21 protein-coding genes and 1 pseudogene are annotated in these 22223 nt (G+C 47.1%); 8 read left to right on the top strand and 14 right to left on the bottom strand.

Annotation, left to right across the window (positions count from 1 at the left end):
- Positions 1-175: 175 nt before the first annotated feature.
- Positions 176-745: a flavin reductase family protein gene (locus FEK43_RS03745; protein WP_130210861.1), complete on the top strand. Its 570-nt coding sequence runs from the start codon at positions 176-178 to the stop codon at positions 743-745.
- 3 nt (positions 746-748) lie between these two features.
- Here the strand turns inward: FEK43_RS03745 and pptA are convergent, their stop codons facing one another.
- Entirely contained in the window at positions 749-976 is a 228-nt protein-coding gene (pptA, locus tag FEK43_RS03740) for a tautomerase PptA (protein WP_130210863.1), read from the bottom strand.
- Positions 977-1281: 305 nt separating this feature from the next.
- Between pptA and FEK43_RS03735 the strand changes: the two genes are divergently transcribed.
- Positions 1282-3258: an alkyl sulfatase dimerization domain-containing protein gene (locus tag FEK43_RS03735; protein ID WP_130210865.1), complete on the top strand. Its 1977-nt coding sequence runs from the start codon at positions 1282-1284 to the stop codon at positions 3256-3258.
- Between the two features lie 102 nt (positions 3259-3360).
- Positions 3361-4410 (top strand): GGDEF domain-containing protein, encoded by a 1050-nt coding sequence (locus FEK43_RS03730; protein ID WP_138158436.1) that lies wholly within the window; start codon positions 3361-3363, stop codon positions 4408-4410.
- A gap of 164 nt (positions 4411-4574) precedes the next feature.
- Here FEK43_RS03730 and FEK43_RS03725 read toward each other — a convergent pair.
- The 4 genes and pseudogenes from FEK43_RS03725 to FEK43_RS03700 form a co-directional block, all read right to left on the bottom strand.
- A pseudogene (locus tag FEK43_RS03725) lies at positions 4575-5033 on the bottom strand (ISAs1 family transposase); the annotation flags it as partial.
- Positions 5034-5377: 344 nt separating this feature from the next.
- A complete protein-coding gene (locus FEK43_RS03720; RefSeq protein WP_138158429.1) occupies positions 5378-5953 on the bottom strand; it encodes a hypothetical protein in 576 nt (191 codons plus the stop codon).
- A 120-nt stretch (positions 5954-6073) separates the two neighbouring features.
- Entirely contained in the window at positions 6074-6865 is a 792-nt protein-coding gene (locus tag FEK43_RS03715; protein WP_135406569.1) for a hypothetical protein, read from the bottom strand.
- 1114 nt (positions 6866-7979) lie between these two features.
- Positions 7980-8597 (bottom strand): glutathione S-transferase family protein, encoded by a 618-nt coding sequence (locus FEK43_RS03700; protein WP_135406564.1) that lies wholly within the window; start codon positions 8595-8597, stop codon positions 7980-7982.
- 265 nt (positions 8598-8862) lie between these two features.
- Here FEK43_RS03700 and ansP point away from each other — a divergent pair, with 265 nt between their 5' ends.
- Positions 8863-10362: an L-asparagine permease gene (gene ansP / locus FEK43_RS03695; RefSeq protein WP_130260839.1), complete on the top strand. Its 1500-nt coding sequence runs from the start codon at positions 8863-8865 to the stop codon at positions 10360-10362.
- A 197-nt stretch (positions 10363-10559) separates the two neighbouring features.
- On the opposite strand, the gene FEK43_RS03690 is transcribed toward ansP, so the two are convergent.
- On the bottom strand, positions 10560-11621 hold the full coding sequence (locus FEK43_RS03690) for a YncE family protein (protein WP_135406562.1): 1062 nt from the start codon (positions 11619-11621) through the stop codon (positions 10560-10562).
- A gap of 241 nt (positions 11622-11862) precedes the next feature.
- Here FEK43_RS03690 and pqqU point away from each other — a divergent pair, with 241 nt between their 5' ends.
- On the top strand, positions 11863-13965 hold the full coding sequence (pqqU, locus tag FEK43_RS03685) for a TonB-dependent receptor PqqU (RefSeq protein WP_135406559.1): 2103 nt from the start codon (positions 11863-11865) through the stop codon (positions 13963-13965).
- 142 nt (positions 13966-14107) lie between these two features.
- Here the strand turns inward: pqqU and mcbR are convergent, their stop codons facing one another.
- Together mcbR and curA are read right to left on the bottom strand one after the other, a co-directional pair.
- Positions 14108-14773, bottom strand: a complete 666-nt coding sequence (mcbR, locus tag FEK43_RS03680; RefSeq protein ID WP_138158427.1) for a colanic acid/biofilm transcriptional regulator McbR — start codon at positions 14771-14773, stop codon at positions 14108-14110.
- A 198-nt stretch (positions 14774-14971) separates the two neighbouring features.
- On the bottom strand, positions 14972-16009 hold the full coding sequence (gene curA / locus FEK43_RS03675; protein ID WP_135406557.1) for an NADPH-dependent curcumin/dihydrocurcumin reductase: 1038 nt from the start codon (positions 16007-16009) through the stop codon (positions 14972-14974).
- A 180-nt stretch (positions 16010-16189) separates the two neighbouring features.
- Here curA and mddA point away from each other — a divergent pair, with 180 nt between their 5' ends.
- A complete protein-coding gene (mddA, locus tag FEK43_RS03670) occupies positions 16190-16708 on the top strand; it encodes an L-methionine sulfoximine/L-methionine sulfone acetyltransferase (RefSeq protein ID WP_130222672.1) in 519 nt (172 codons plus the stop codon).
- Positions 16705-17154 carry a DMT family transporter gene (locus tag FEK43_RS03665; protein WP_135406554.1) on the top strand — a complete coding sequence of 150 codons (450 nt, stop codon included), beginning with the start codon at positions 16705-16707 and terminating at the stop codon, positions 17152-17154. Before mddA ends, FEK43_RS03665 begins: the two co-directional genes overlap by 4 nt.
- Here the strand turns inward: FEK43_RS03665 and ydcY are convergent, their stop codons facing one another.
- Complete coding sequence (gene ydcY, locus FEK43_RS03660) at positions 17155-17388, bottom strand: DUF2526 family protein YdcY (protein WP_113649882.1); 234 nt, start codon at positions 17386-17388, stop codon at positions 17155-17157.
- An 85-nt stretch (positions 17389-17473) separates the two neighbouring features.
- On the bottom strand, positions 17474-17647 hold the full coding sequence (locus tag FEK43_RS03655) for a GhoT/OrtT family toxin (protein ID WP_135406552.1): 174 nt from the start codon (positions 17645-17647) through the stop codon (positions 17474-17476).
- A 194-nt stretch (positions 17648-17841) separates the two neighbouring features.
- On the opposite strand from FEK43_RS03655, the gene yncL reads away from it, so the two are divergent.
- Positions 17842-17937, top strand: coding sequence for a stress response membrane protein YncL (gene yncL / locus FEK43_RS03650; RefSeq protein WP_074399477.1), 96 nt, complete (start codon positions 17842-17844; stop codon positions 17935-17937).
- 98 nt (positions 17938-18035) lie between these two features.
- Here yncL and patD read toward each other — a convergent pair whose 3' ends face one another.
- Genes patD through FEK43_RS03630 form a run of 4 tightly spaced genes read right to left on the bottom strand, consistent with a single transcriptional unit; the run spans position 18036 to position 22221 of the window.
- On the bottom strand, positions 18036-19460 hold the full coding sequence (patD, locus tag FEK43_RS03645) for an aminobutyraldehyde dehydrogenase (protein ID WP_131161500.1): 1425 nt from the start codon (positions 19458-19460) through the stop codon (positions 18036-18038).
- A gap of 21 nt (positions 19461-19481) precedes the next feature.
- The gene (locus FEK43_RS03640) at positions 19482-20276 is read right to left on the bottom strand and encodes an ABC transporter permease (RefSeq protein ID WP_135406550.1); all 795 of its coding nucleotides are present in this window, start codon (positions 20274-20276) and stop codon (positions 19482-19484) included.
- Complete coding sequence (locus tag FEK43_RS03635; protein WP_001251315.1) at positions 20266-21207, bottom strand: ABC transporter permease; 942 nt, start codon at positions 21205-21207, stop codon at positions 20266-20268. The genes FEK43_RS03640 and FEK43_RS03635 overlap by 11 nt, the downstream gene beginning before the upstream one ends.
- Positions 21208-22221 (bottom strand): ABC transporter ATP-binding protein, encoded by a 1014-nt coding sequence (locus FEK43_RS03630; RefSeq protein WP_131161502.1) that lies wholly within the window; start codon positions 22219-22221, stop codon positions 21208-21210. It abuts the gene before it with no gap.
- Positions 22222-22223 lie beyond the last annotated feature (2 nt).

The following is a 22223-nucleotide window of genomic DNA, read 5'->3' as shown; positions in this document are numbered from 1 at the left end:
GGATCCTCGTCATTCAGGGCGTGGAGGATGTCAAAACCTGGAATAGACGCCGCACAGGCTATTTTGTGCGATCGCGGACATGCATCACGTTCGCAAATCGCCGATCCCGTTAATTTCGTTGCTTATTGCGTTACGAGCTACGCTTTTAAAACAACCTTCTTAGCGAGGCGATACCGTGAGCCGATTCATCCCCGTAGAATTACACCATGCCAGCCGTCTGTTAAATCATGGCCCTACTGTCCTGATCACCAGTTTAGATGAGCAATCCCAGCGGCGTAACATTATGGCGGCAGCCTGGTCAATGCCGGTGGAGTTTGAACCTCCACGCGTGGCGATTGTAGTAGATAAATCGACATGGACGAGGGAGTTGATTGAACGTAACGGTAAATTTGGCATCGTTATCCCGGGCGTTGCAGCGACTAACTGGACGTGGGCAGTGGGAAGTGTATCTGGGCGTGAAGAAGATAAATTTAATTGCTATGGCATTCCGGTGGTGAAAGGTCCGGTGCTTGGTTTGCCACTTGTTGAAGAGAAATGTCTGGCGTGGATGGAGTGCCGATTGCTACCAGCGACTTCCGCGCAAGAGAAATACGACACGCTGTTTGGCGAAGTGGTATCAGCAGCGGCAGACGCACAGGTATTTGTCGAAGGCCGCTGGCAGTTTGATGATGATAAGCTCAATACGTTGCATCATTTAGGCGCTGGCACGTTTGTTACCAGCGGCAAGCGTGTTACGGCTGGTTAAGCATTACATGCTGTAACCAGGTTTCTTTATCAAGGCATCCATTTGGGGCGCAATTTCGGCGTCCCAGATAGCTTGCCATGATTCTGGTTGAATCTGCTGTAGCGCAATGCTTATCGAACTGTCTTTACTGTTCAGATGGCGAATAATAACGTCGGTAATATCTGCAGCAAGCGCTGCTTTTTGTTGTTCGTCCAGTTCACGCGGAAAACATTTAATGTCTATGTGCGGCATGATTGTGCTCCTTTTGAAAGATGTCAGTAAAATTAACATACGTTGTGAATGTCGTGTGTCCGGTAATGCGTTTTTACGGTAATAATGCCTACTTGAAATTGTACATATTTGTACTACACCCTTTTAAATAAAGCGCCAACGAAAACGTTAACTTGCAGAATATATTCTTCGCCAACATGCCATTAAGAAAACACCAAGTTCCCGGCTTGCCAATTTGTTAACGCCCATTATAGTTATTCTTGCCCTCACTAAAAATTTTCATCCGTAATTACCCTCAATAAAAATCCATTCTGGAGACACTTAAGATGCAGCTTAATCATATTGTTAAAAGTCTGCTAATAACGGGATTATTCACCACCAGTTCCTTACCTCTCCTCGCGGCGGAAGCCCCTAAAAACGCCACCGCAGCCACGCAGCAAGCAAACAATTTACTCTATAACCAGTTGCCGTTTTCCGATAACACTGACTTTACTGATGCCCATAAAGGTTTTATTGCCCCTATTCCTCAGGACGTGATTAAGGGCGAACAAGGAAATGTTATCTGGGATCCACAACAATACGCTTTTATCAAAGAAGGCGATAAAGCCCCTGATACGGTGAATCCAAGTTTATGGCGTCAGGCGCAACTGATAAATATCAGCGGATTATTTGAAGTGACTGAAGGTGTCTATCAGATTCGTAACCTCGATCTATCAAATATGACCATCATTGAAGGCAAAGAGGGTATTACCGTCGTTGATCCACTTGTTTCAGCAGAAACAGCCAAAGTTGGGATGGATCTCTATTACAAAAATCGCGGCCAGAAACCGGTAGTGGCGGTTATCTACACACACAGTCATGTCGATCACTACGGTGGTGTTCGCGGCGTAATTGATGAGGCTGACGTTAAATCAGGCAAAGTTAAAATCTATGCGCCAGCCGGATTTTTGGAGGAGGCCGTTTCCGAAAATATTATGGCTGGCAATGTGATGAGCCGACGAGCCAGTTATATGTATGGCAACTTATTGAAACCTGATGTTAAAGGCCAGGTCGGCGCGGGACTGGGAACAACCACTTCAGCAGGAACGGTCACGTTGATTGCTCCTACTAACTACATCACCAAAACCGGGCAAAAAGAAACTATTGACGGGTTGACCTATGATTTTCTGATGGCGCCAGGTTCCGAAGCGCCTTCTGAAATGCTGTGGTTTATTGAAGAAAAGAAACTGATCGAAACAGCAGAAGATGTCACGCACACCCTTCATAACACCTATTCGCTGCGCGGGGCTAAAATTCGCCAACCGCTGCCGTGGTCAAAATATATTAACGAAGCGCTCAATTTATGGGGTGATAAAGCCGAGATTATTCTCGCTCAACATCACTGGCCAACCTGGGGCAATGATAACGTGGTCAAACTGCTTAAAAGCCAGCGTGATTTGTATCGCTACATCAATGATCAAACTCTGCGTATGGCAAATCAGGGGATGACCCGTGATGAAATTGCCGCAAACTTTAAACTGCCCTCTTCACTGGCTAACACTTGGGCGAATCGCGGTTATTATGGTTCGGTAAGTCATGACGTAAAAGCAACTTACGTGCTTTATCTCGGCTGGTTTGATGGTAACCCCGCAACGCTTGATGAACTGCCGCCAGAAGAAGGCGCAAAGAAATTTGTCGAGTATATGGGCGGTGCTGATGCCATTTTACAAAAAGCCAAACAGGATTATGACCAGGGTAATTTCCGCTGGGTTGCTCAGGTTGTCAGTAAGGTGGTGTTTGCGGATCCAAACAACCAGGCAGCGAGAAATCTGGAAGCTGATGCGCTTGAGCAGTTAGGCTATCAGGCTGAATCTGGGCCGTGGCGTAATTTCTATCTCACTGGCGCACAGGAATTGCGTAACGGCGTACAAAAATTACCAACACCAAATACTGCCAGCCCTGACACTGTGCGTGCAATGACGCCAGAGATGTTCTTTGATTATCTTGCCGTCCATATTAATGGTGAGAAAGCGGCAGACGCCAAAGCCGTGTTGAATTTCGATTTTGGTGAAGATGGCGGCACCTATAAAGTGGAGCTTGAAAATGGTGTTCTCAATCATACCGCTGGTGTAGAGGCTTCGAATGCTGATGCCACTATCACTCTGTCTCGTGATGTATTGAACAAAATAGTACTGAAAGAAGAGACACTGAAAGAAGCCACGGACAAAGGAGATGTCAAAATTACCGGCAATGCGGAAAAACTCAACGAGCTGTTAGGTTATATGGATAATTTTGAATTTTGGTTCAATATAGTGACACCTTAAATTCAGTATAAATTGGGCAGGTTTCCTGCCCTTTTCTGGTTATAAAAAATGGTTTCTGATAAAAGAAAAAACGCTCATTATTCGTGGAAAAATCGCCAGGATATGGTTATTCGCGGAATGTCGATTAGCCTGCCGTGGTTTGCCTTGATTAACATCTGTTTTTCATCGATGATTTTGCTGCGTGGTATTTTGTTTAATGATGACATGACTTCAGGGCTTAATGAGAAAAACCTTGTACATACTATTGATATATCATCTTTCGGCATTCTGCTGATTAGTGGCCTTTTATTGCTCATCTCCCGAAAAAAAGTGCTGTATATTCAGCAACTATTGGTCATTCTAAGCCTATTATGGTCATGGTGTTGCTTTTATTTCATTGCACACTGGACGTTACCTTTTGCTTACCCTCTGTGTGTATTATTAATGCTTAGTGCCGTTGTTGCGCTGTATTTTCACACGCCATCATTACTCGCATTTATCACTCCATTATGGTTTAGCATCCCGTTAGCCAGTCTTGTTCTCAATCAGCATGTGAATGTTCATTTCGCTGTCATCTGGGGCCTTTTTTCACTGGCGCTATATGGTGGGCGACTCATTTTGTTACGTTGGTTTGAAGAAGCATGGCAACAAAACAAGTACAACAACCAGTTAATTAATCGCCTTGATGCATTAGCACATCGCGATCCTTTAACTGGGATAGCAAACCGACGTGCAATGAACAGTATCTTACACGACGCGATAGATAACGGCGGGTCATTTGCTCTCATTATGTTGGATGTCGATTTTTTTAAACGCTACAACGACACCTACGGGCACCCAGCGGGCGATAAATGTTTGATACAAGTTGCCGACGCCCTGCAACGCGCAATTCGCCAGCCTGAAGATATAGTCGCTCGTTATGGTGGCGAAGAGTTTGCTATCCTACTTTTTAATGCGACATTGCCGGAAGCTGAGGCGGTAGCAGCCAGAGTGAAGCAAGAACTGAAACTGGCAGCTATCCCGCATCAGGCATCTGCTGTTAGTGCATTTGTTACGGTTAGTCAGGGGATTGCCTGTTCTGCTCCCGCAAAAACGGCTGAACAAATTGTTTCAGATGCCGACGCCGCGTTATACCGGGCGAAAGAAAATGGGCGAAATCGATGGGCTTTATAAGCATTAGGGGACTGGCCAGATTACGTCTCTCCGCACTTAACAAGGGCTGACGGGTGGTAATATTTGTCCAGAGCTATCTTCTCTGCGATTTCTTTCTGGCATTTATTGGAGCGATGGTGATTATTTTCCTTTAATGCCCATCATGTTAAGACGTTCAGAAATCACGTAATCTCATCGAATTTTTCATCAGTCTTGATCTTCCCGAAGACCAGACTGTGCATTGTTGAGAATGCACCAATAACGAGAGTCGCTCCCCTCCGACGACTTTTATCTTAAGAGTGCTGGAGCGTTTTTCCATCAATTGCGATGACGTCTTTATCATCTGAAGAGTGACATTCACGCATCCAGTTAATAAAACACTCGCGAAATTTTGTAGGACTGATACAGGATACAACTCTGGCAATGGTATCGTGAACAGGAATACTATTTTCAAAATCACCATATCGCTTCAAAAAATCGAGATGTGTTTCTCCAAAACCCTCTATATCTTCCCAACCTTCTGCACCAGAAATAACGGCGCAAATAGTCAACAGTAGAATATCAGACAATTTATGCTCCACTTTCCAGGCTTGTCTGTAATCGGGGATAATAGAAATATGTTCCATCAATCTTTTAAGTTCAATTTTGTTATCCTTAATTATGTAAGGAGTATTTAATCATGTATAAGCAATGAAAAATAGCTTTAGGTAATAAGGAATATCTCAATTATTGAACATAAAACGCGAATTATTTAGTATAACAAGTGTACTCCTGATGATCTTTCCTGACGGGCAGGCATAGAGGTGATCTCATTGAATTTGTTAACGCAATCAGTCGATCACAAAACTCTATGCCTGTCTTCTTTTCTGGGGATTCCTCAGCCTCAAAGAAGGAGAGACAAAAGCAGCACTATTAAATATACGCAATTGATATTATAGCATTTAATCAAGGCTACTTATTAACATCTCTTTGCTTTTAAGAATACTAGCTATCTGTTTTTGGATATTTCAAGCAATATATTTAATTCATCTTTTGGTAAATTCATTTTCCTCAGATATTGCTCTGGCATAGCTATTTTTTTCTTTTCCTCCAGCGAAAGTTTCTTATAGTAATCCATATTGAGTTTCTCATAGGGATAAAGCTGATAGGATTGAAGCTTAGGGATATATAAATCGAAAATCTTTTTTAAATGCTGGGGATGATCCTCATAAATAACAGAAGAGTATTTTTTAAAATACTCTTCCTGAGGTAGCGTTGCATCAGTTGTTGCCAGAGGATTGTTTCTTGCCACATCAGATCTTCTGCTATAATATTTTAAATAAACATGATCGCCTTCACGCAAAATATAAAGCATATTAACATCATGGCCTCCCCTGGCATTTTTAGGAATCTCAGCATCTATTTTAAACATTCCAACCTGCTGCCTGTAAGTATAATGGATCACATAACTTACTATATCATCATTATTTTCAGGGAATTGAAATCGATTGCCTTTGTATAAGATAGTGACAACTTTCCATGTAGAAAATCCTGGATATTTTTCACTGTTAGCATAGACTTCCATGTTAATTATCATGTCATCAAGAACATTTTTCTCACCATAGATCTCAAATACTTGATTAACCAATTTTTTTTCATATCGCACCCGCACATAATAAAAATAAACGCTAACAAATAAAAATAGTTAACTGACAATTTTCGATTTATGATCATTAAACACTCCCTGGTGACTGCTTCCAACCTTAGCACCATTGATGAACTTATTCATAAATCTGGCATTCGGATGAGGGCCTGTTATCGCTTTAGTACCTTCCCCCGGACCACCACCGACCATATAGGTTTGACCAACATCCCATCCCGTATTCATTGACCTTGCCGGAGTGGTAATTCTGACATTAGGTTCAAATGAAGGAAATGAGGATGCTGATTGACCCCAAATAGCAACATTCTTAAAGTTTTTCTGTTGTGAAACTCTTAGAGCAAAACCTTCTGGTATATCATGCCCAGAATTACAACCATAAAAAACACACATAGCGCAATTACTTTTCCAGTTGAAGTCAATAGAATCCCATCCCCCTGAGATGTCCATCTGTATTGGCCATTTAGGAGCGGGAGGGATATTTGGCGTGTTATAACAAATTGGCCCATGCAAAGTAGCAGAATGTGAAAAAACACCAACTTCTCTTATTGTTACTTTATCTCTTCCACCATATTTATCTATCCATTCAGAAACAATTGTTTTAATCTCATGAAATGCCTGTATTGGAGGACAATGAACTTTATGTATATTCTCATCATACCAAGGTGCTCGTTTTATGTTTTTCAAACGCGTCTGACTAGCCTCTGAAAACATCTTTTTCCCTTTATCATCTTCATTAATCCAAAATAATAAAAATAGTTCCTTAGGCCGGGTTATCTGCTGAGTAATTATATTATTCTCCTGAGCTTTCGTAGTTCCAGTTGTAACTTTTTCCATGTTTTACCTCACAAGTAATTAATCATACATACCACTATTAAATTCTGGCACACCTTCCTTTGGTGGATGGGAAATAAAACCGACTCATTAAATATAAACTTAGTCTTCATGTTGGCTAATTCGTCTAATGAGTTACTACTTTATTCAATCCAGTAAGCTAGTCGCTCTCCGGAACCTAGGTTTTCCTTTTTGTAATAAAATACAGTGTCAAAATTAAGTGAAATGTTTGCAGCTATAACTTTGAACAGTAATATTGATTCGAAATAAACTCGAGAATAATATTAGCATTATTATCATCGTTGATTCTTTTTAGCTTCATAAAATCATCAAGAGGATCACAAGTCCAGTGTGTATCACCACTCATGTAAGATGGTGCATTTATCACTGTTTCAAAATTATGATAGTAAGAAAGAACGCTACTGCCAACCATAATTAATCGTCCCTTTATATAGAAATAAATTTCAAAATCTATCATACAGTTATTTCTGTAATTACTCCTGATTTCGCCCACTACATCTTGTCGTTTCATTTAGAGATACTTTTCTACGCGTTAGGTTAGCGTACGGGATCTTTTGTAGATCGCCTCTGTAAAATTCAAATGGGAAGGCACTCACTTCTTAACAACACAAAACCCTCCAGGCTTGATACTTTATTTTTAACTCAGTTTGTATATACTGACTTGTATCATTATTACCATATTCAGCTATACAGAATATGACTACATCCATTATATCTCTTTCATAGTTTTCAATTGCATCAACAAAGACATCAACCAAAGTATTAACTTCTTTATTTGATGGATGTTCTGAAAGATTATTTTCAATTTGTGAGAATCTCAATCATACCATCACGATTCTCTTAGAAATTTCATTAAATACGCTACCGCCCTGCCCTGATAACATGATCTGCACTGCGCTATCATATCGACATGTTTCTCTACATGCGAAAAGATGGTTTATTTTCGGATTATATTAAATTGATATTTAATATAAAAACCGAAATTATATCAACCATATAAATAGTTGTGCCAACATTAATTGCTATTCATAGCAAACAAATGGACGTCCAGTTAACTTTGCCGATGATTTATTAACATTCATCTCCGGCATTATTGTTAAATAATGGCATTCCTTTTTAGTACTTCTTGTAACTTTGGTATCTGGCATACTGCATCAGCAATCGCACTGATATTCGTGGCATTATCCTGAAACCATTCATGCCCAGACCTCCATGTGCGCATAGTGCAAAGATAACATTCCACCAGCGTTAGTTGCTCACCAAAGGCATAAGGTTCAGCGGTCAATTGTGAATTCAGCCAGATATAAAGAGATTTGCGATATTCAATAACATTCTTCTTTAACTGTTCAGGTGCGTCAGATACCCAACGCTCAGGGTAATCGGCGAAAGTGAACGTTGGATAGACATTAGCAACCAGCCAGACCAATAGCCGTTGAAACTGCTGACGTTCGGCGCGCCCAACCGGTGGCGCAAGGTCCGGGCGACGATCGAGAACCATCAATACAATCGCCGCTGTCTCCGTCATAATCTCGTCATTTTCCAGCACCAGTGTCGGAACCTGACACAACGGGTTCAGAGTTTTCAATAACTCGCGTGAAGTACCCTCGCGGTCAAAACCACTGACATCAACGAACTGATAAGGAATATCAGCCAGTGTTAGCATCAGCTCACTGATTGTAGAGCCCCATCCGGGTACGCCATACACCTTAATCATATGCCCTCACAATCTTTTAAAGATTAAGTGTAGGACAGCACACAGGTTAACCAGCAAAAGGATTTGTCATTTTTTCGTCAGTTGTATTAATCCCCTTCAGGATTGTAAGGGGATGTTTTGCATCGTTTATGGATAACGGGTAGGATGCTGCGCCGATAGTTTTATACCCATAAAGAATAATGGTGATAACTATCATCGCCAGGATGAATAAACATTGTTCATGGCAACTTATATGACTTTTTCATTAAAGCAATCAGGGAGAACAATGAGTAAACACGACACCGACACTTCAGATCAACACGCCGCGAAACGCCGCTGGCTTAATGCCCACGAAGAGGGGTATCACAAAGCGATGGGCAATCGCCAGGTGCAGATGATCGCCATCGGCGGCGCGATTGGCACCGGTTTGTTTTTAGGTGCAGGAGCCCGACTGCAAATGGCAGGTCCTGCGCTGGCACTGGTTTATTTAGTATGTGGCTTGTTTTCGTTTTTTATTCTGCGTGCATTGGGTGAGTTAGTATTACATCGCCCTTCCAGTGGCAGTTTTGTCTCTTATGCCCGAGAGTTTTTAGGAGAGAAAGCTGCTTACGTTGCTGGCTGGATGTACTTCATCAACTGGGCGATGACGGGGATTGTCGATATTACCGCCGTCGCTCTGTATATGCATTACTGGGGTGCGTTTGGCGGCGTGCCGCAGTGGGTCTTTGCGCTCGCTGCGCTGACCATCGTTGGCACCATGAATATGATCGGTGTGAAATGGTTTGCGGAGATGGAGTTCTGGTTTGCGCTTATTAAAGTGCTCGCCATTGTGACCTTTTTGGTCGTGGGTACAGTGTTCCTCGGTAGCGGTCAGCCGCTGGATGGCAACACCACTGGCTTTCATTTAATTACCGATAACGGCGGCTTCTTCCCCCACGGTTTGCTGCCTGCGCTGGTGTTGATTCAGGGCGTAGTGTTTGCTTTTGCCTCCATTGAAATGGTTGGTACAGCTGCCGGAGAATGTAAAGACCCGCAGACCATGGTGCCTAAAGCAATTAACAGTGTGATTTGGCGTATTGGCCTGTTTTACGTCGGCTCCGTGGTGTTGCTGGTTATGTTATTGCCGTGGAGCGCGTATCAGGCGGGGCAAAGTCCGTTCGTGACATTCTTCTCTAAACTGGGTGTGCCGTACATCGGAAGCATTATGAACATTGTAGTGCTGACCGCTGCCCTCTCCAGCCTGAACTCAGGTCTGTACTGCACCGGACGTATTCTGCGCTCGATGGCGATGGGCGGTTCCGCACCGAGTTTTATGGCGAAAATGAGCCGTCAGCATGTGCCGTATGCCGGGATCCTGGCGACGCTGGTCGTTTATGTTGTTGGCGTATTCCTTAACTATCTGGTGCCGTCTCGCGTATTTGAGATTGTCCTGAACTTCGCGTCGCTGGGAATCATCGCCTCGTGGGCGTTTATCATCGTGTGCCAGATGCGCCTGCGTAAAGCGATTAAAGAAGGCAAAGCTGCGGATGTCAGTTTTAAACTGCCTGGCGCGCCCTTCACATCCTGGCTGACGCTACTGTTTTTGCTGTGCGTGCTGGTGCTGATGGCGTTCGATTACCCGAACGGGACTTATACCATCGCTGCGCTGCCGATTATCGGTATTTTGCTGGTTGTGGGTTGGTTTGGTGTGCGCAAACGCGTTGCCGAAATTCACAGCACTGCGCCAGTTGTCGAGGAAGATGAAGAAAAACAGGAAATTGTGTTTAAGCCTGAAACGACGAGTTAATTGCATAATTGCTCGGTTTAAAGCCGGATGCGGCGTAAATGCCTTATCCGGCCAACAAACTCAATATAAATCAAATAATTATGCATATTGCAGGCCTGATAAGACGCGACAGCGTTGCATCAGGCATTGTGCTCCGCTTGCCGGATGCGGCGCTAGCGCCTTATCCGGCCTACGAAAGACAAACTCCCCTGTGTCGATTACAGCGCAATACGAATCACATCGTCCGGCTGGGTAGCTTCCTGCTGTTTAGTGGATTTTTGTTTAACACTGACATACAGCGTTTTGCCATCGGCAGACAGCGCCAGGCTATTCGGATGAGTCGGCGTATCGAACGTTTTCACCACCTTATAGCTTTTCGCATCAATCACACTAACTTTACCCGCCTGACGATGCGTCACGTAGGCTTCATTACGCGCCGGGTTAAACAGCACAGCCAGTGATTCCGGTGCCGTAACCTTCGCCAGAATATTGCCATTACGGGTATCGACCACTAACACTTCTGCCGCTTTAGAGTCGGTGATAAATGCACGCTGATTGGCGGTATCGAGGCTGATGTTGATAAAGAAGTGCTCTTTGCCGTCATCCAGCAGCTTTTTACGGCTGAGGATTTTATTGTCTGCGGTGTCGATGGTAATCAATTCGCCGTCAGCGTTAGTGGTGTAAAGACGTTTGCCTTTACTATCCAGCGCTAAACCAGTGCTCATTTTACCGGTGTTCTGGATGGCGGTTTTCAGTTTGATATTCTCGCCATCAACGACCCAAATCACGCTCTCTTTGCCAATACCACTGATGTAAACCGTGTTCGTGGCATCGTCAGCTACCAGTTCACGCGGTTGCAGCGGGCGCACCTCTTCCGTGCGCTTACGATCATCCAGCACCAGACGCCCTTTCACTTCGCCCGTTTTGGCATCTATCGCCGTGACCGCGCTGTTTACGGTGTTACCAAACCACAACGTTTGAGTAGCGTTGTTAATGGTGGCGCCAAACGGCTTGAGATCGTTATGAATCGCCAGAGTCACTTCCAGAGTGACCGGATCAAGACGATAAACCACGCCGCCTTTATCCAGTTTGCGGCTTTGCGAAGTGGCGAGCCACAGCGCGTTCTCCTGCTGGCTATAAGCCATTTCGTAGGCACCTTTACCTACCGCTTTACGCAGCATTTCTTCTGCGGCCTGCGTACTGAATGATGAAGCAACGAGCAATGAACCTAACAGTAATGAACCACGCAGGCGCGATGAAAACAGATGACGTAAATGCATGACGACTCCCTTTGATGAACCGATATTTTTGCTGCTTCACAATGCTTCGCTGAGCGTAATCATCGTTACACCCTTGTTATAAATGGGAATGGTAATCATTATTTTCTCAAATGTGGAGTATTTCTTGCCGTTACGACTACAATTTTCTCAATTAGTTAACGTATTGTGCCGTTTCGTTTTCCATAAATTTACAATTTCATTACCATGACGGCGTATTCCCATTCTTAACCTGGCTTTTTTCATGAAGATTTTCTCCGTCCGACAGACTGTTTTGCCCGCACTGATTGCCCTTTCCCCTTCCGCTTTTGCAACCAATGAACAAACCATGATTGTCAGTGCCGCGCCACAAGTGATTTCCGAGCTGGATACGCCAGCAGCAGTAAGCGTGGTGGATGGCGAAGAAATGCGCCTGGCAACACCGCGCATCAATTTGTCTGAATCACTGACCAGCGTGCCTGGTTTGCAGGTACAAAACCGGCAGAACTATGCGCAAGATTTACAGCTGTCGATTCGCGGATTTGGTTCCCGCTCCACTTACGGAATTCGGGGTATTCGTCTGTATGTGGACGGTATTCCCGCCACCATGCCCGACGGACAAGGGCAAACATCCAACATCGATTTAAGCAGTGTGCAAAATGTGGAAGTGCTGCGTGGCCCCTTCTCTGCCCTGTATGGCAACGCGTCTGGCGGGGTGATAAATGTCACTACTCAAACCGGACAGCAACCGCCAACCATTGAAGCCAGTAGTTACTATGGCAGTTTTGGCAGCTGGCGCTATGAGCTGAAAGCAACGGGCGCAACGGGCGACGGCACACAGCCGGGCGATGTCGATTACACCGTCTCAATCACACGCTTTACGACCCACGGCTATCGTGACCATAGTGGTGCACAGAAAAATTTAGCCAATGCCAAACTGGGCGTACGCATTGATGACGCCAGCAAATTAAGCCTGATTTTCAACAGCGTGGATATCAAAGCAGATGACCCTGGTGGATTAACCGAAGCAGAATGGAAGGCGAATCCACAACAAGCGCCACGCGCTGAACAGTACGACACGCGAAAAACTATCAAGCAAACTCAAGCTGGGTTGCGCTATGAGCGTAGCCTGAGTTCGCGGGATGATATGAGTGTGATGATGTATGCCGGAGAGCGAGAAACGACCCAGTACCAGTCAATCCCGATGGCCCCCCAACTTAACCCGTCGCATGCGGGCGGCGTGATTACTCTGCAACGCCATTACCAGGGGATAGACAGCCGCTGGGCACACCGTGGCAAGCTGGGCGTTCCGCTCACGTTCACTACCGGCCTGAACTACGAAAACATGAGTGAAAACCGCAAAGGCTACAATAACTTCCGACTGAATAGCGGCGTGCCAGAATACGGGCAAAAAGGTGAGTTGCGCCGTGACGAACGCAATCTGATGTGGAACGTCGACCCCTATTTACAGACGCAGTGGCAGCTGAGCGAAAAACTGTCACTGGATGCTGGCGTGCGCTACAGCTCCGTATGGTTTGATTCCAACGATCATTACGTTACTCCGGGTAACGGCGATGACAGCGGTGATGCCAGTTATCACAAATGGCTACCAGCCGGATCGCTAAAATATGCAATGACCGATGCCTGGAATATTTATCTGGCAGCCGGACGCGGTTTTGAAACGCCGACGATTAATGAACTGTCTTATCGCGCTGATGGGCAAAGCGGTATGAACTTTGGTTTAAAACCTTCCACCAACGATACAATTGAGATCGGCAGTAAAACGCGTATTGGTGATGGGTTGCTTAGTCTCGCATTGTTCCAGACCGACACCGATGATGAAATTGTTGTCGATAGCAGTAGCGGTGGGCGTACGACTTACAAAAATGCCGGAAAGACCCGTCGTCAAGGCGCTGAACTGGCATGGGATCAACGTTTCGCGGGAGATTTTCGCGTAAAAGCGTCCTGGACCTGGCTTGATGCCACCTATCGCAGCAATGTTTGCAGTGAACAGGATTGTAACGGTAACCGGATGCCAGGGATCGCCCGTAATATGGGTTTTGCGTCGATAGGTTATGTACCGGAAGATGGCTGGTATGCAGGCACGGAAGCGCGTTACATGGGCGATATAATGGCAGATGATGAAAATACGGCCAAAGCGCCTTCTTATACTCTCGTCGGCTTATTCACCGGGTATAAATACAATTACCACAATCTAACTATGGATTTATTTGGTCGTGTCGATAATTTATTCGATAAAGAATATGTCGGATCGGTGATTGTTAATGAATCAAATGGTCGATATTACGAACCAGCTCCCGGGCGTAATTATGGTGTGGGCGTGAATATCGCATGGCGATTTGAATAACTATACTCTAAATAATTCGAGTTGCAGCGGCCCCGTAAGGGGTGAGACCCATGGATGGGCCGAATAACCCGCAGACGCAGCACATGCAACTTGAAGTATGACGAGTATACATTGATGCCCGATATTTGCCGGGCGTTTTAATTTAACAACTGTATTGCTGGCACAACATAGCAACGTTTTTTTGCATAATTTCAGCAAGACAATGTCTGCATCCCTCTTTGTCTTTTGCTTTTAACGCGGCGAATAGTACATGATAGCTTTCAATACGCTCACGTAATTCCGCTGGATTAATCGCTTCATAAAGATAATGTAAACCAGGTCCCATCCTGACCCATAATTGCTCAATAATTTCACACAGGATGGGCATATTTGAGCGATGGTAAATCGCTAAGCGGAATAGTCTGTTTGCATTAATGAGTTGTTCCATATCGCCATTTTCTTGCGCCTGCTGTAATTTCTCGAGCAATTTCTGTAGTTCCGCTATGTCTTGCGAGGAAATGTTTTCAACGGCCTGGACAACTGCCATTAATTCCAGTTCGTAGCGGATCCGATTGATTTCGTCTAATTGACTTTGCCTCACTTCCGGTACTGTAAATGCTTGTGCAGGTGCGACAGAGAGCGCATTAACCGAAACCAGGCGTAATAGTGCTTCACGTACAGGTGTAATACTCATGCCTAATTGCTCCGCCAGATTTTTAGTGATCAAGCGTGCGCCAGGTTTCAGTGCACCAATACTAAGCTGATGTTTCAGGTCGTTCTCAACCTGCATAGTCAAACTGATATGCGGTATTTTTTCCGTTCCAGGCATGTTATTTCCTTCACGTGTATTCGTTCCAACTCTGCCGGTATAGCAGAAGTCGTTTACCTGGTGTATGAAGCTGAATAACCATTATCCACTCATCTTTATTGTTATTAGCCGTCGAACAGTGATGTGGTTAGTTAATTAAAGCTGGAAATAAGATTTTTGCCTGGATTTTTGTGGCGGCTTTACGCCGCCGTCGTATCTTTAGTCATCATCCGCGACGCGAATAACAACTTTACCGAAGTTTTTGCCGTTCAGCAGGCCAATAAAGGTCTGTGGGGCGTTCTCCAAACCGTTGGTAACTTGTTCACGATAGTGAATTTTTCCCTCTTTTACCCACTGCCCCATCTCTTGCTGAAACTCATGGATTCGGTGACCATAATCCTGACTAATAATAAACCCTTGCAAGCGAATGCGTTTTTTCAGCACCGTGGCCATCAACAACGGTAAACGGTCTGGCCCCGATGGCAACTCCGTCGCATTATAGCCACTTACTAAGCCACAGACAGGAATACGCGCGGAGGTATTGAGCAACGGCAGCACGGCATCAAACACTTTTCCGCCAACATTTTCATAATAGATATCAACACCTTTCGGACACGCTTTCGCCAGCTGCCCGGCAAAATCATCCGCGTGGTGGTCAAGGCAAACATCGAAGCCCAGCACCTCGGTAGCATGGCGGCATTTTTCCGCGCCACCTGCTACCCCCACAACGCGACAACCTTTCAGTTTGCCGATTTGCCCCACCGTGGCGCCCACTGGTCCTGTCGCTGCAGCAACCACCAACGTTTCGCCCTCTTTGGGCTGACCGATATCCAGCAGGCCCATATAAGCGGTAAAGCCGGGCATCCCCAGCACACCCAGCGACCACGAAGGATTTTCCGGATGATCGCCAAGTTTCACCAGTTCATCGCCACTGGATATGTCATAGTCCTGCCATCCACTGTAGCCCAGCACCCAGTCGCCAGGCTGGTAATCAGGATGATTCGACTCCACGACACGGCTCACCGTACCGCCGACCATCACCCCGCCAATATCAACGGGCGGTGAATAAGATGGCTCATCGCTCATACGTCCACGCATATACGGGTCCAGTGACAAATAAACTGTGCGCAGTAACACCTGTCCTTCACCCGGCGTGGCGACATCATCTTCTTCAAGACGAAAATTATCCGGAACCGGCGCGCCATGCGGACGCGAGGCCAGAACCCAACGGCGGTTACGCTGCTTTTGTTGCCCCATAATGCTCTCCTGTGCTTTTGGCATGAATCGATCAATGGTAGCAGGCACACGTGGTTATATTTGTCTGTATGCATCACATTCCTCCCACAACACGCAATAATTTCATTGTAGATTGCGTTGCTTCCGGCTGTTTTCGATAGTATTGATAACATCATCATCAATATTTAATCGAGGCCAGATATGTCCATCCGTTTTGCCTGCAAAGCCGATTGTGCTGCTATTGCGGAAATTTATAACCACGCCGTGTTGTATACGGCGGCTATCTGGAATGACCAAACTGTGGATGCAGATAACCGCATTGCCTGGTTTGAAGCGCGGACTTTAGCAGGTTATCCAGTGCTGGTGAGCGAGGAAAACGGCGTAGTGACTGGATATGCCTCGTTTGGCGACTGGCGTAGTTTCGACGGTTTTCGCCATACCGTGGAACATTCGGTTTATGTCCATCCAGATCATCAGGGCAAAGGTCTTGGGCGTAAATTGTTAAGCCGATTGATTGATGAAGCGCGGGATTGCGGGAAGCATGTCATGGTCGCCGGGATCGAATCGCAAAATCAGGCCTCGCTGCATCTCCACCAGTCGCTGGGATTTGTCGTCACCGCACAAATGCCGCAGGTAGGCACTAAATTTGGTCGTTGGCTGGATCTGACATTTATGCAGTTGCAACTCGACGAGCGCACTGAACCGGACGCGATTGGATGAATCAGTCGCTCACCCTTGCCTTTTTGATTGCCGCCGGAATTGGCCTGGTGGTGCAAAACACGCTGATGGTGCGCATCACCCAGACGTCCTCAACCATTCTCATCGCCATGCTGCTGAACTCACTGGTGGGGATTGTGCTATTCGTCTCCATTTTATGGTTTAAACAAGGGATGGAGGGGTTTGGCGAACTGGTTTCCAGCGTGCGTTGGTGGACACTGATTCCTGGCTTGCTGGGATCATTTTTTGTCTTTTCCAGTATCAGCGGATATCAAAACGTTGGCGCGGCAACGACCATTGCAGTACTGGTCGCCAGTCAGTTGATTGGAGGGCTGGTGCTGGATATTTTGCGTAGCCATGGCGTGCCATTACGGGCGTTGATCGGCCCAATTTGTGGCGCAATTTTACTTGTGGTTGGCGCCTGGCTGGTGGCCAGACGCTCGTTTTAATCACAGGATAGTGCCGCCTTTGGTTAACTGTTCGTGGCGAGCTTCCATATCTTCTTTATGCTTACGCCCGTGATGAGCGATTGCTGTACGCAAACGCTGCTGCTGAGTGTAACGTTCCTCCCGGCTTAACTCTGCGTCATCGCTCAGGGCGATTAATAATTCGTTCATATGGGCAATGACGCTCTCATCAATCGCTGCATCCACGCGTGCGATGACCTCTTCCAGATGCGACATACTTTCTCCTTAGCCACTTGTGAAAATTATCGATTCTCCCAAATGATATAAGTCTGCGTTGTGCCGTCAAGCTAGTGCTCAAGATTTAAAACAGCGAAAACAGCAGCGCCACCGGAAAACTCATCGGCCAGGTCACCGCTACCAGGAAGGCGCTCAGAAAACGAATGTGCTTCTTCTCGTGGGAAAGAAACCAGGTAGCAACAAACGCGATAGCTGCCATAACAGCATAAAAAACAAGCAGGTATTGATAAAGAGACATGTACGGGCATCCAGCCAGAGGAATAAAACGCACGCAAATATGCGTTATTTTTTGATGCACATCAAGTTTTTCAACCCGTTTGAGATATTTCCATAACCCGGGAGCTTCCCTTGTCCATCTTCAGAATGAGTATTATTGCAGATTTACTTAACCCGTACTATACACATAGGGGCTATGACAAAAGGTGGCAAAATATGAATGTTTCCAGTAGAACTGTAGTGCTTATAAATCTCTTTGCTGCTGTTGGATTGTTTGCTCTTATCTCTATGAGATTTGGTTGGTTTATTTGATGTAGCGATATTGCACGCAGTACACACTGTCAGAGAGATATCAACTCTCTGACAGTGTGTTAGATCTTCTCACACTCTCCCTGGCTACAATATTATCCTTAATGTTTAACCATTACGTGGCGGACAACGGTGTAATCCTCCAGCCCATAAAGTGACATATCCTTGCCATAACCTGAAAGTTTCTGACCACCGTGCGGCATTTCACTTACCAGCATGAAATGGGTATTGACCCATGTGCAGCCATATTGCAGACGTGCACTAACGCGATGCGCCCGCCCCACATCTTTCGTCCACACTGAAGAGGCTAAGCCATACTGGCTATCATTTGCCCAGTTCACTACCTGTTCTTCATTATCGAAGACAGTCACGCTCACCACTGGACCAAATACCTCTCTTTGAACGATAGCATCTTCTTGCAACGCGCCTGCCAGCAGCGTCGGCGTATAGTAATAACCGTTACCTTTTCGTTTCTCCCCACCGGTGATCACTTTAATGTGTCCCGTCGCTTTCGCCTCTTCCACTGCTTTGCTGACGCGGTCGAGATGAGCCTGGGAACTCAACGGCCCCAGTTCTGTTGATTCGTCATCTGGCGCGCCCGATTTCAAGGTTGCGACAGCGGCGCCGAGTTTTTCCACCAGCGCATCGTAAATGCCTTTTTGCGCATAGATTCGACAAGCTGCGGTGCAATCCTGTCCAGCGTTGTAATAACCAAACGTGCGGACACCTTCAACCACAGCTTCAATATCAGCATCATCAAAAACAATGACCGGCGCTTTGCCGCCTAACTCCATGTGGGTGCGCTTAATGGATGGCGCGGTATGGCTGATGATGTGCTCACCGGTGGCGATAGACCCCGTCAGCGAAACCATGCGCACTTTTTGATGCCCGGTCAGCGGATCGCCCACGGTCTGGCCCCGGCCAAACAGTACGTTGATCACGCCCGGCGGGAAGATATCTTTCGCCAGCTCTGCCAGTTTTAGTGCGGTCAGCGGCGTGATTTCTGATGGCTTCAGTACCACGCAGTTCCCCGCCGCCAGTGCCGGAGCCAGTTTCCATGCAGCCATCATCAATGGGTAATTCCAGGGGGCAATAGAAGCCACAACGCCCAGCGGATCGCGGCGGATCATCGAAGTATGTCCCTCGAGATATTCTCCTGCCGCCAGACCATTCAGGCAGCGAGCAGCTCCGGCGAAAAAGCGAAAAACATCGACAATCGCAGGAATTTCATCATTGAACGCACTATGCAGAGGCTTGCCACAGTTACGAGACTCCAGTTCGGCAAAAACCTGACCATTTTCTTCAATAACATCAGCCAGTTTCAGCAGGCATTCTGCGCGCACCTTCGGCGTGGTTTGCCCCCATTCGGCAAATGCCGCATCTGCCGCGCGAACAGCAGCATCAACTTGCTCTGCCGATGCCTCGGCAATCTCCAGTAAAACGTCCCCCGTTGCCGGATTATAGACAGGCTGTTTTTCCCCTTCGCCGCTAACCAGTTCTCCGTTAATCAGTAGCTTATGTTGCATAGCATATTCCTGTATCAGTGGTTATTGACCATTGTCGCCTTCGCGGGTTAGCCACCAGGCCCCCAGGATCGGCAAGGTTGTTACCAACATAACCAGCAGTGCCACCACGTTGGTTACCGGTACATCACGTGGTCGCCCAAGCTGATTGAGCAACCACAACGGTAACGTCCGTTCATGGCCTGCCGTAAAGGTCGTAACGATGATTTCATCGAACGACAAGGCAAACGCCAGCATCCCTCCTGCCAGTAGCGCCGAACTGAGATTCGGCAACACCACATAACGAAAGGTTTGCCAGCCATTAGCCCCAAGATCCATTGACGCCTCAACCAGACTCCACGAGGTGCGGCGAAAACGGGCAATGACATTGTTAAACACCACCACTACGCAAAAAGTCGCATGCCCGACCACGATGGTGAAAAATCCCGGCTCCAGATTGATGGTTTTAAACGCGGTTAATAACGCCAGACCAGTAACAATGCCTGGCAGCGCAATAGGCAGCAGCAGTAACAGAGAAATGGCGTTTTTGCCGAAAAAGTCTCGTCGCCACAGCGCGGCAGCTGCCAGCGTCCCTAACACCAGCGCAATTAATGTTGCCAGCGCCGCCACTTTAAGTGACAGTGTCACGGCATCAAGAATATCACTACGCTGTGCTGCCACGCTAAACCAGCGCAGTGTCAGACCTTGCGGGGGGAAGCTAAATGCTGCTTCTTCAGTATTAAAAGCATAGGCAGCAATAATAAGGATGGGAAAATGTAGGAAACCCACGCCGCCCCAGGCCGCCAGTTTGAGGAAAAACGGTGCGCGTTCAGAGTGCATCGAACGCTCCCAGACGTTTCACGAACGCCAGATAGAGTGCGATAAGGACTATCGGCACCAGAGTAAAAGCCGCAGCCATCGGCATATTGCCAATCGCTCCCTGCTGGGAGTAGACCATATTGCCGATAAAATACCCTGGCGGGCCAACCAGCTGTGGGACGATAAAATCACCCAGTGTGAGCGAAAAGGTAAAGATAGAGCCAGCCGCGATGCCTGGGATCGCCAGCGGCAGCACCACATAGCGAAAGGTTTGCCGTGGACGCGCGCCAAGATCAGCCGACGCCTGCAACAATGACGGCGGCAAACGCTCAAGCGCCGCCTGCACAGGCAGGATCATGAACGGCAACCAGATATAGAGAAACACCAGAAAGCGCCCTAGCCCAGAAGTTGACAGCGTATTACCGCCCACCGCTGGTAATGTAAGGAACGCTGTCAGCAGTGGTTCCAGCCCCAGATGTTGTAAAAACCACTGCGCCACACCGTCTTTAGCCAGCAATAAGGTCCAGGCATAGGCTTTAACAATGTAGCTTGCCCACATGGGCAACATCACCGCAATGTAAAAGAACGCTTTCATTTTGCCGCTGGTATAGCGCGCCATATACCACGCCATCGGAAAGGCCAGAATGGCACTGGCGATAGTGACTGCCACAGCCATTGTCAGTGTGCGGAGAATGATGTCGTAATTCGCCGGATTAAACAGCGCACGGATATTCGCCAGCGTCAGTTCCGGCGTTACCGACATGGTGAAATCGTCAAAGGTATAAAAGCCCTGCCATAACAACGTCAGCAGCGAGCCGAAATAGACAATACCAAACCACATTAGAGGGCCAAGCAGCAGCAAAAACAGCCCCAGCCCCGGATTACGCCAGAAGAAACCGGACACCTTACCCAGACCAGGACGTGAAGGTGATTGCAATACGTTCATCGCCATTCACCTCTCCTCAACCAGTGGCACCATCACATCACGCGCCCAGGAAACCATCACCTGTTGACCAGCCGTGAGCGTGTTGGGTAAGTCTTCGCCCGTTACATTTGCCTGGCTAACCAGCAGTTTTTCACCGCTGTTCAGTTTCAGTTCAAAACGTGTGGCTGCCCCCTGATATTGCACCGCCTGAATCGTGCCATTGGCCTGCACTTCACCTGGTGTATTCAGGCGAATATGTTCCGGCCGCAGGGCAAAACTGCCCACCATGCCGCAAAGATTCTCGGCCATTAGCGGATCAAAAACGTTGGATGTCCCGACGAATCCCGCAACAAACGGCGTGCGCGGGCGCATATAGAGATCGCGCGGGGAATCGACCTGTTCAATGCGTCCATTATTGAAAACCGCCACACGATCGGACATCGATAACGCTTCGCCCTGATCGTGGGTAACGAAAATAAAAGTGATACCGAGCGACTGTTGCAGCTTTTTCAGCTCAAGCTGCATTTGTTCGCGCAATTTGAGATCCAGTGCGCCGAGCGGTTCATCCAGCAACAACACGCGCGGTTCGTTCACCAGTGCTCTGGCGATGGCGACTCGCTGGCGCTGACCACCAGAAAGCTGTGACGGTTTACGTTGCTGTACAAACCCCAACGCCACTTTCTCCAGCGCCTCTTGCGCCATTGCGTACCGCTGCTTTTTATCCACGCCTTTAACCATCAGCCCGTAGGCCACATTCTCGAGAATCGACATATGGGGAAACAGCGCGTAGTCCTGGAAGACGGTATTCACGTCCCGCTCCCACGGCGGTAGATTACTGGCCGGTTTGCCAAAGATAGCAATCGCCCCGCCGGAAAGCTGTTCGAAGCCAGCAATCAGGCGCAGGCAGGTGGTTTTGCCGGAACCGGACGGTCCCAGCATAGAGAAGAACTCACCATCTTTTATCGCAATACTGACGCCATCTACCGCGCGCACGTCGCCGTACAACCGCGAGACGTTGTCAAACTCCACTGCGTACGTCATAA

It is taken from the genome of Escherichia sp. E2562 (genome assembly GCF_005781075.1).
GTDB lineage: Bacteria > Pseudomonadota > Gammaproteobacteria > Enterobacterales > Enterobacteriaceae > Escherichia.
Note: the sequence above shows the minus strand (reverse complement) of the source record. Positions and strands in the feature narration are given on the sequence as shown.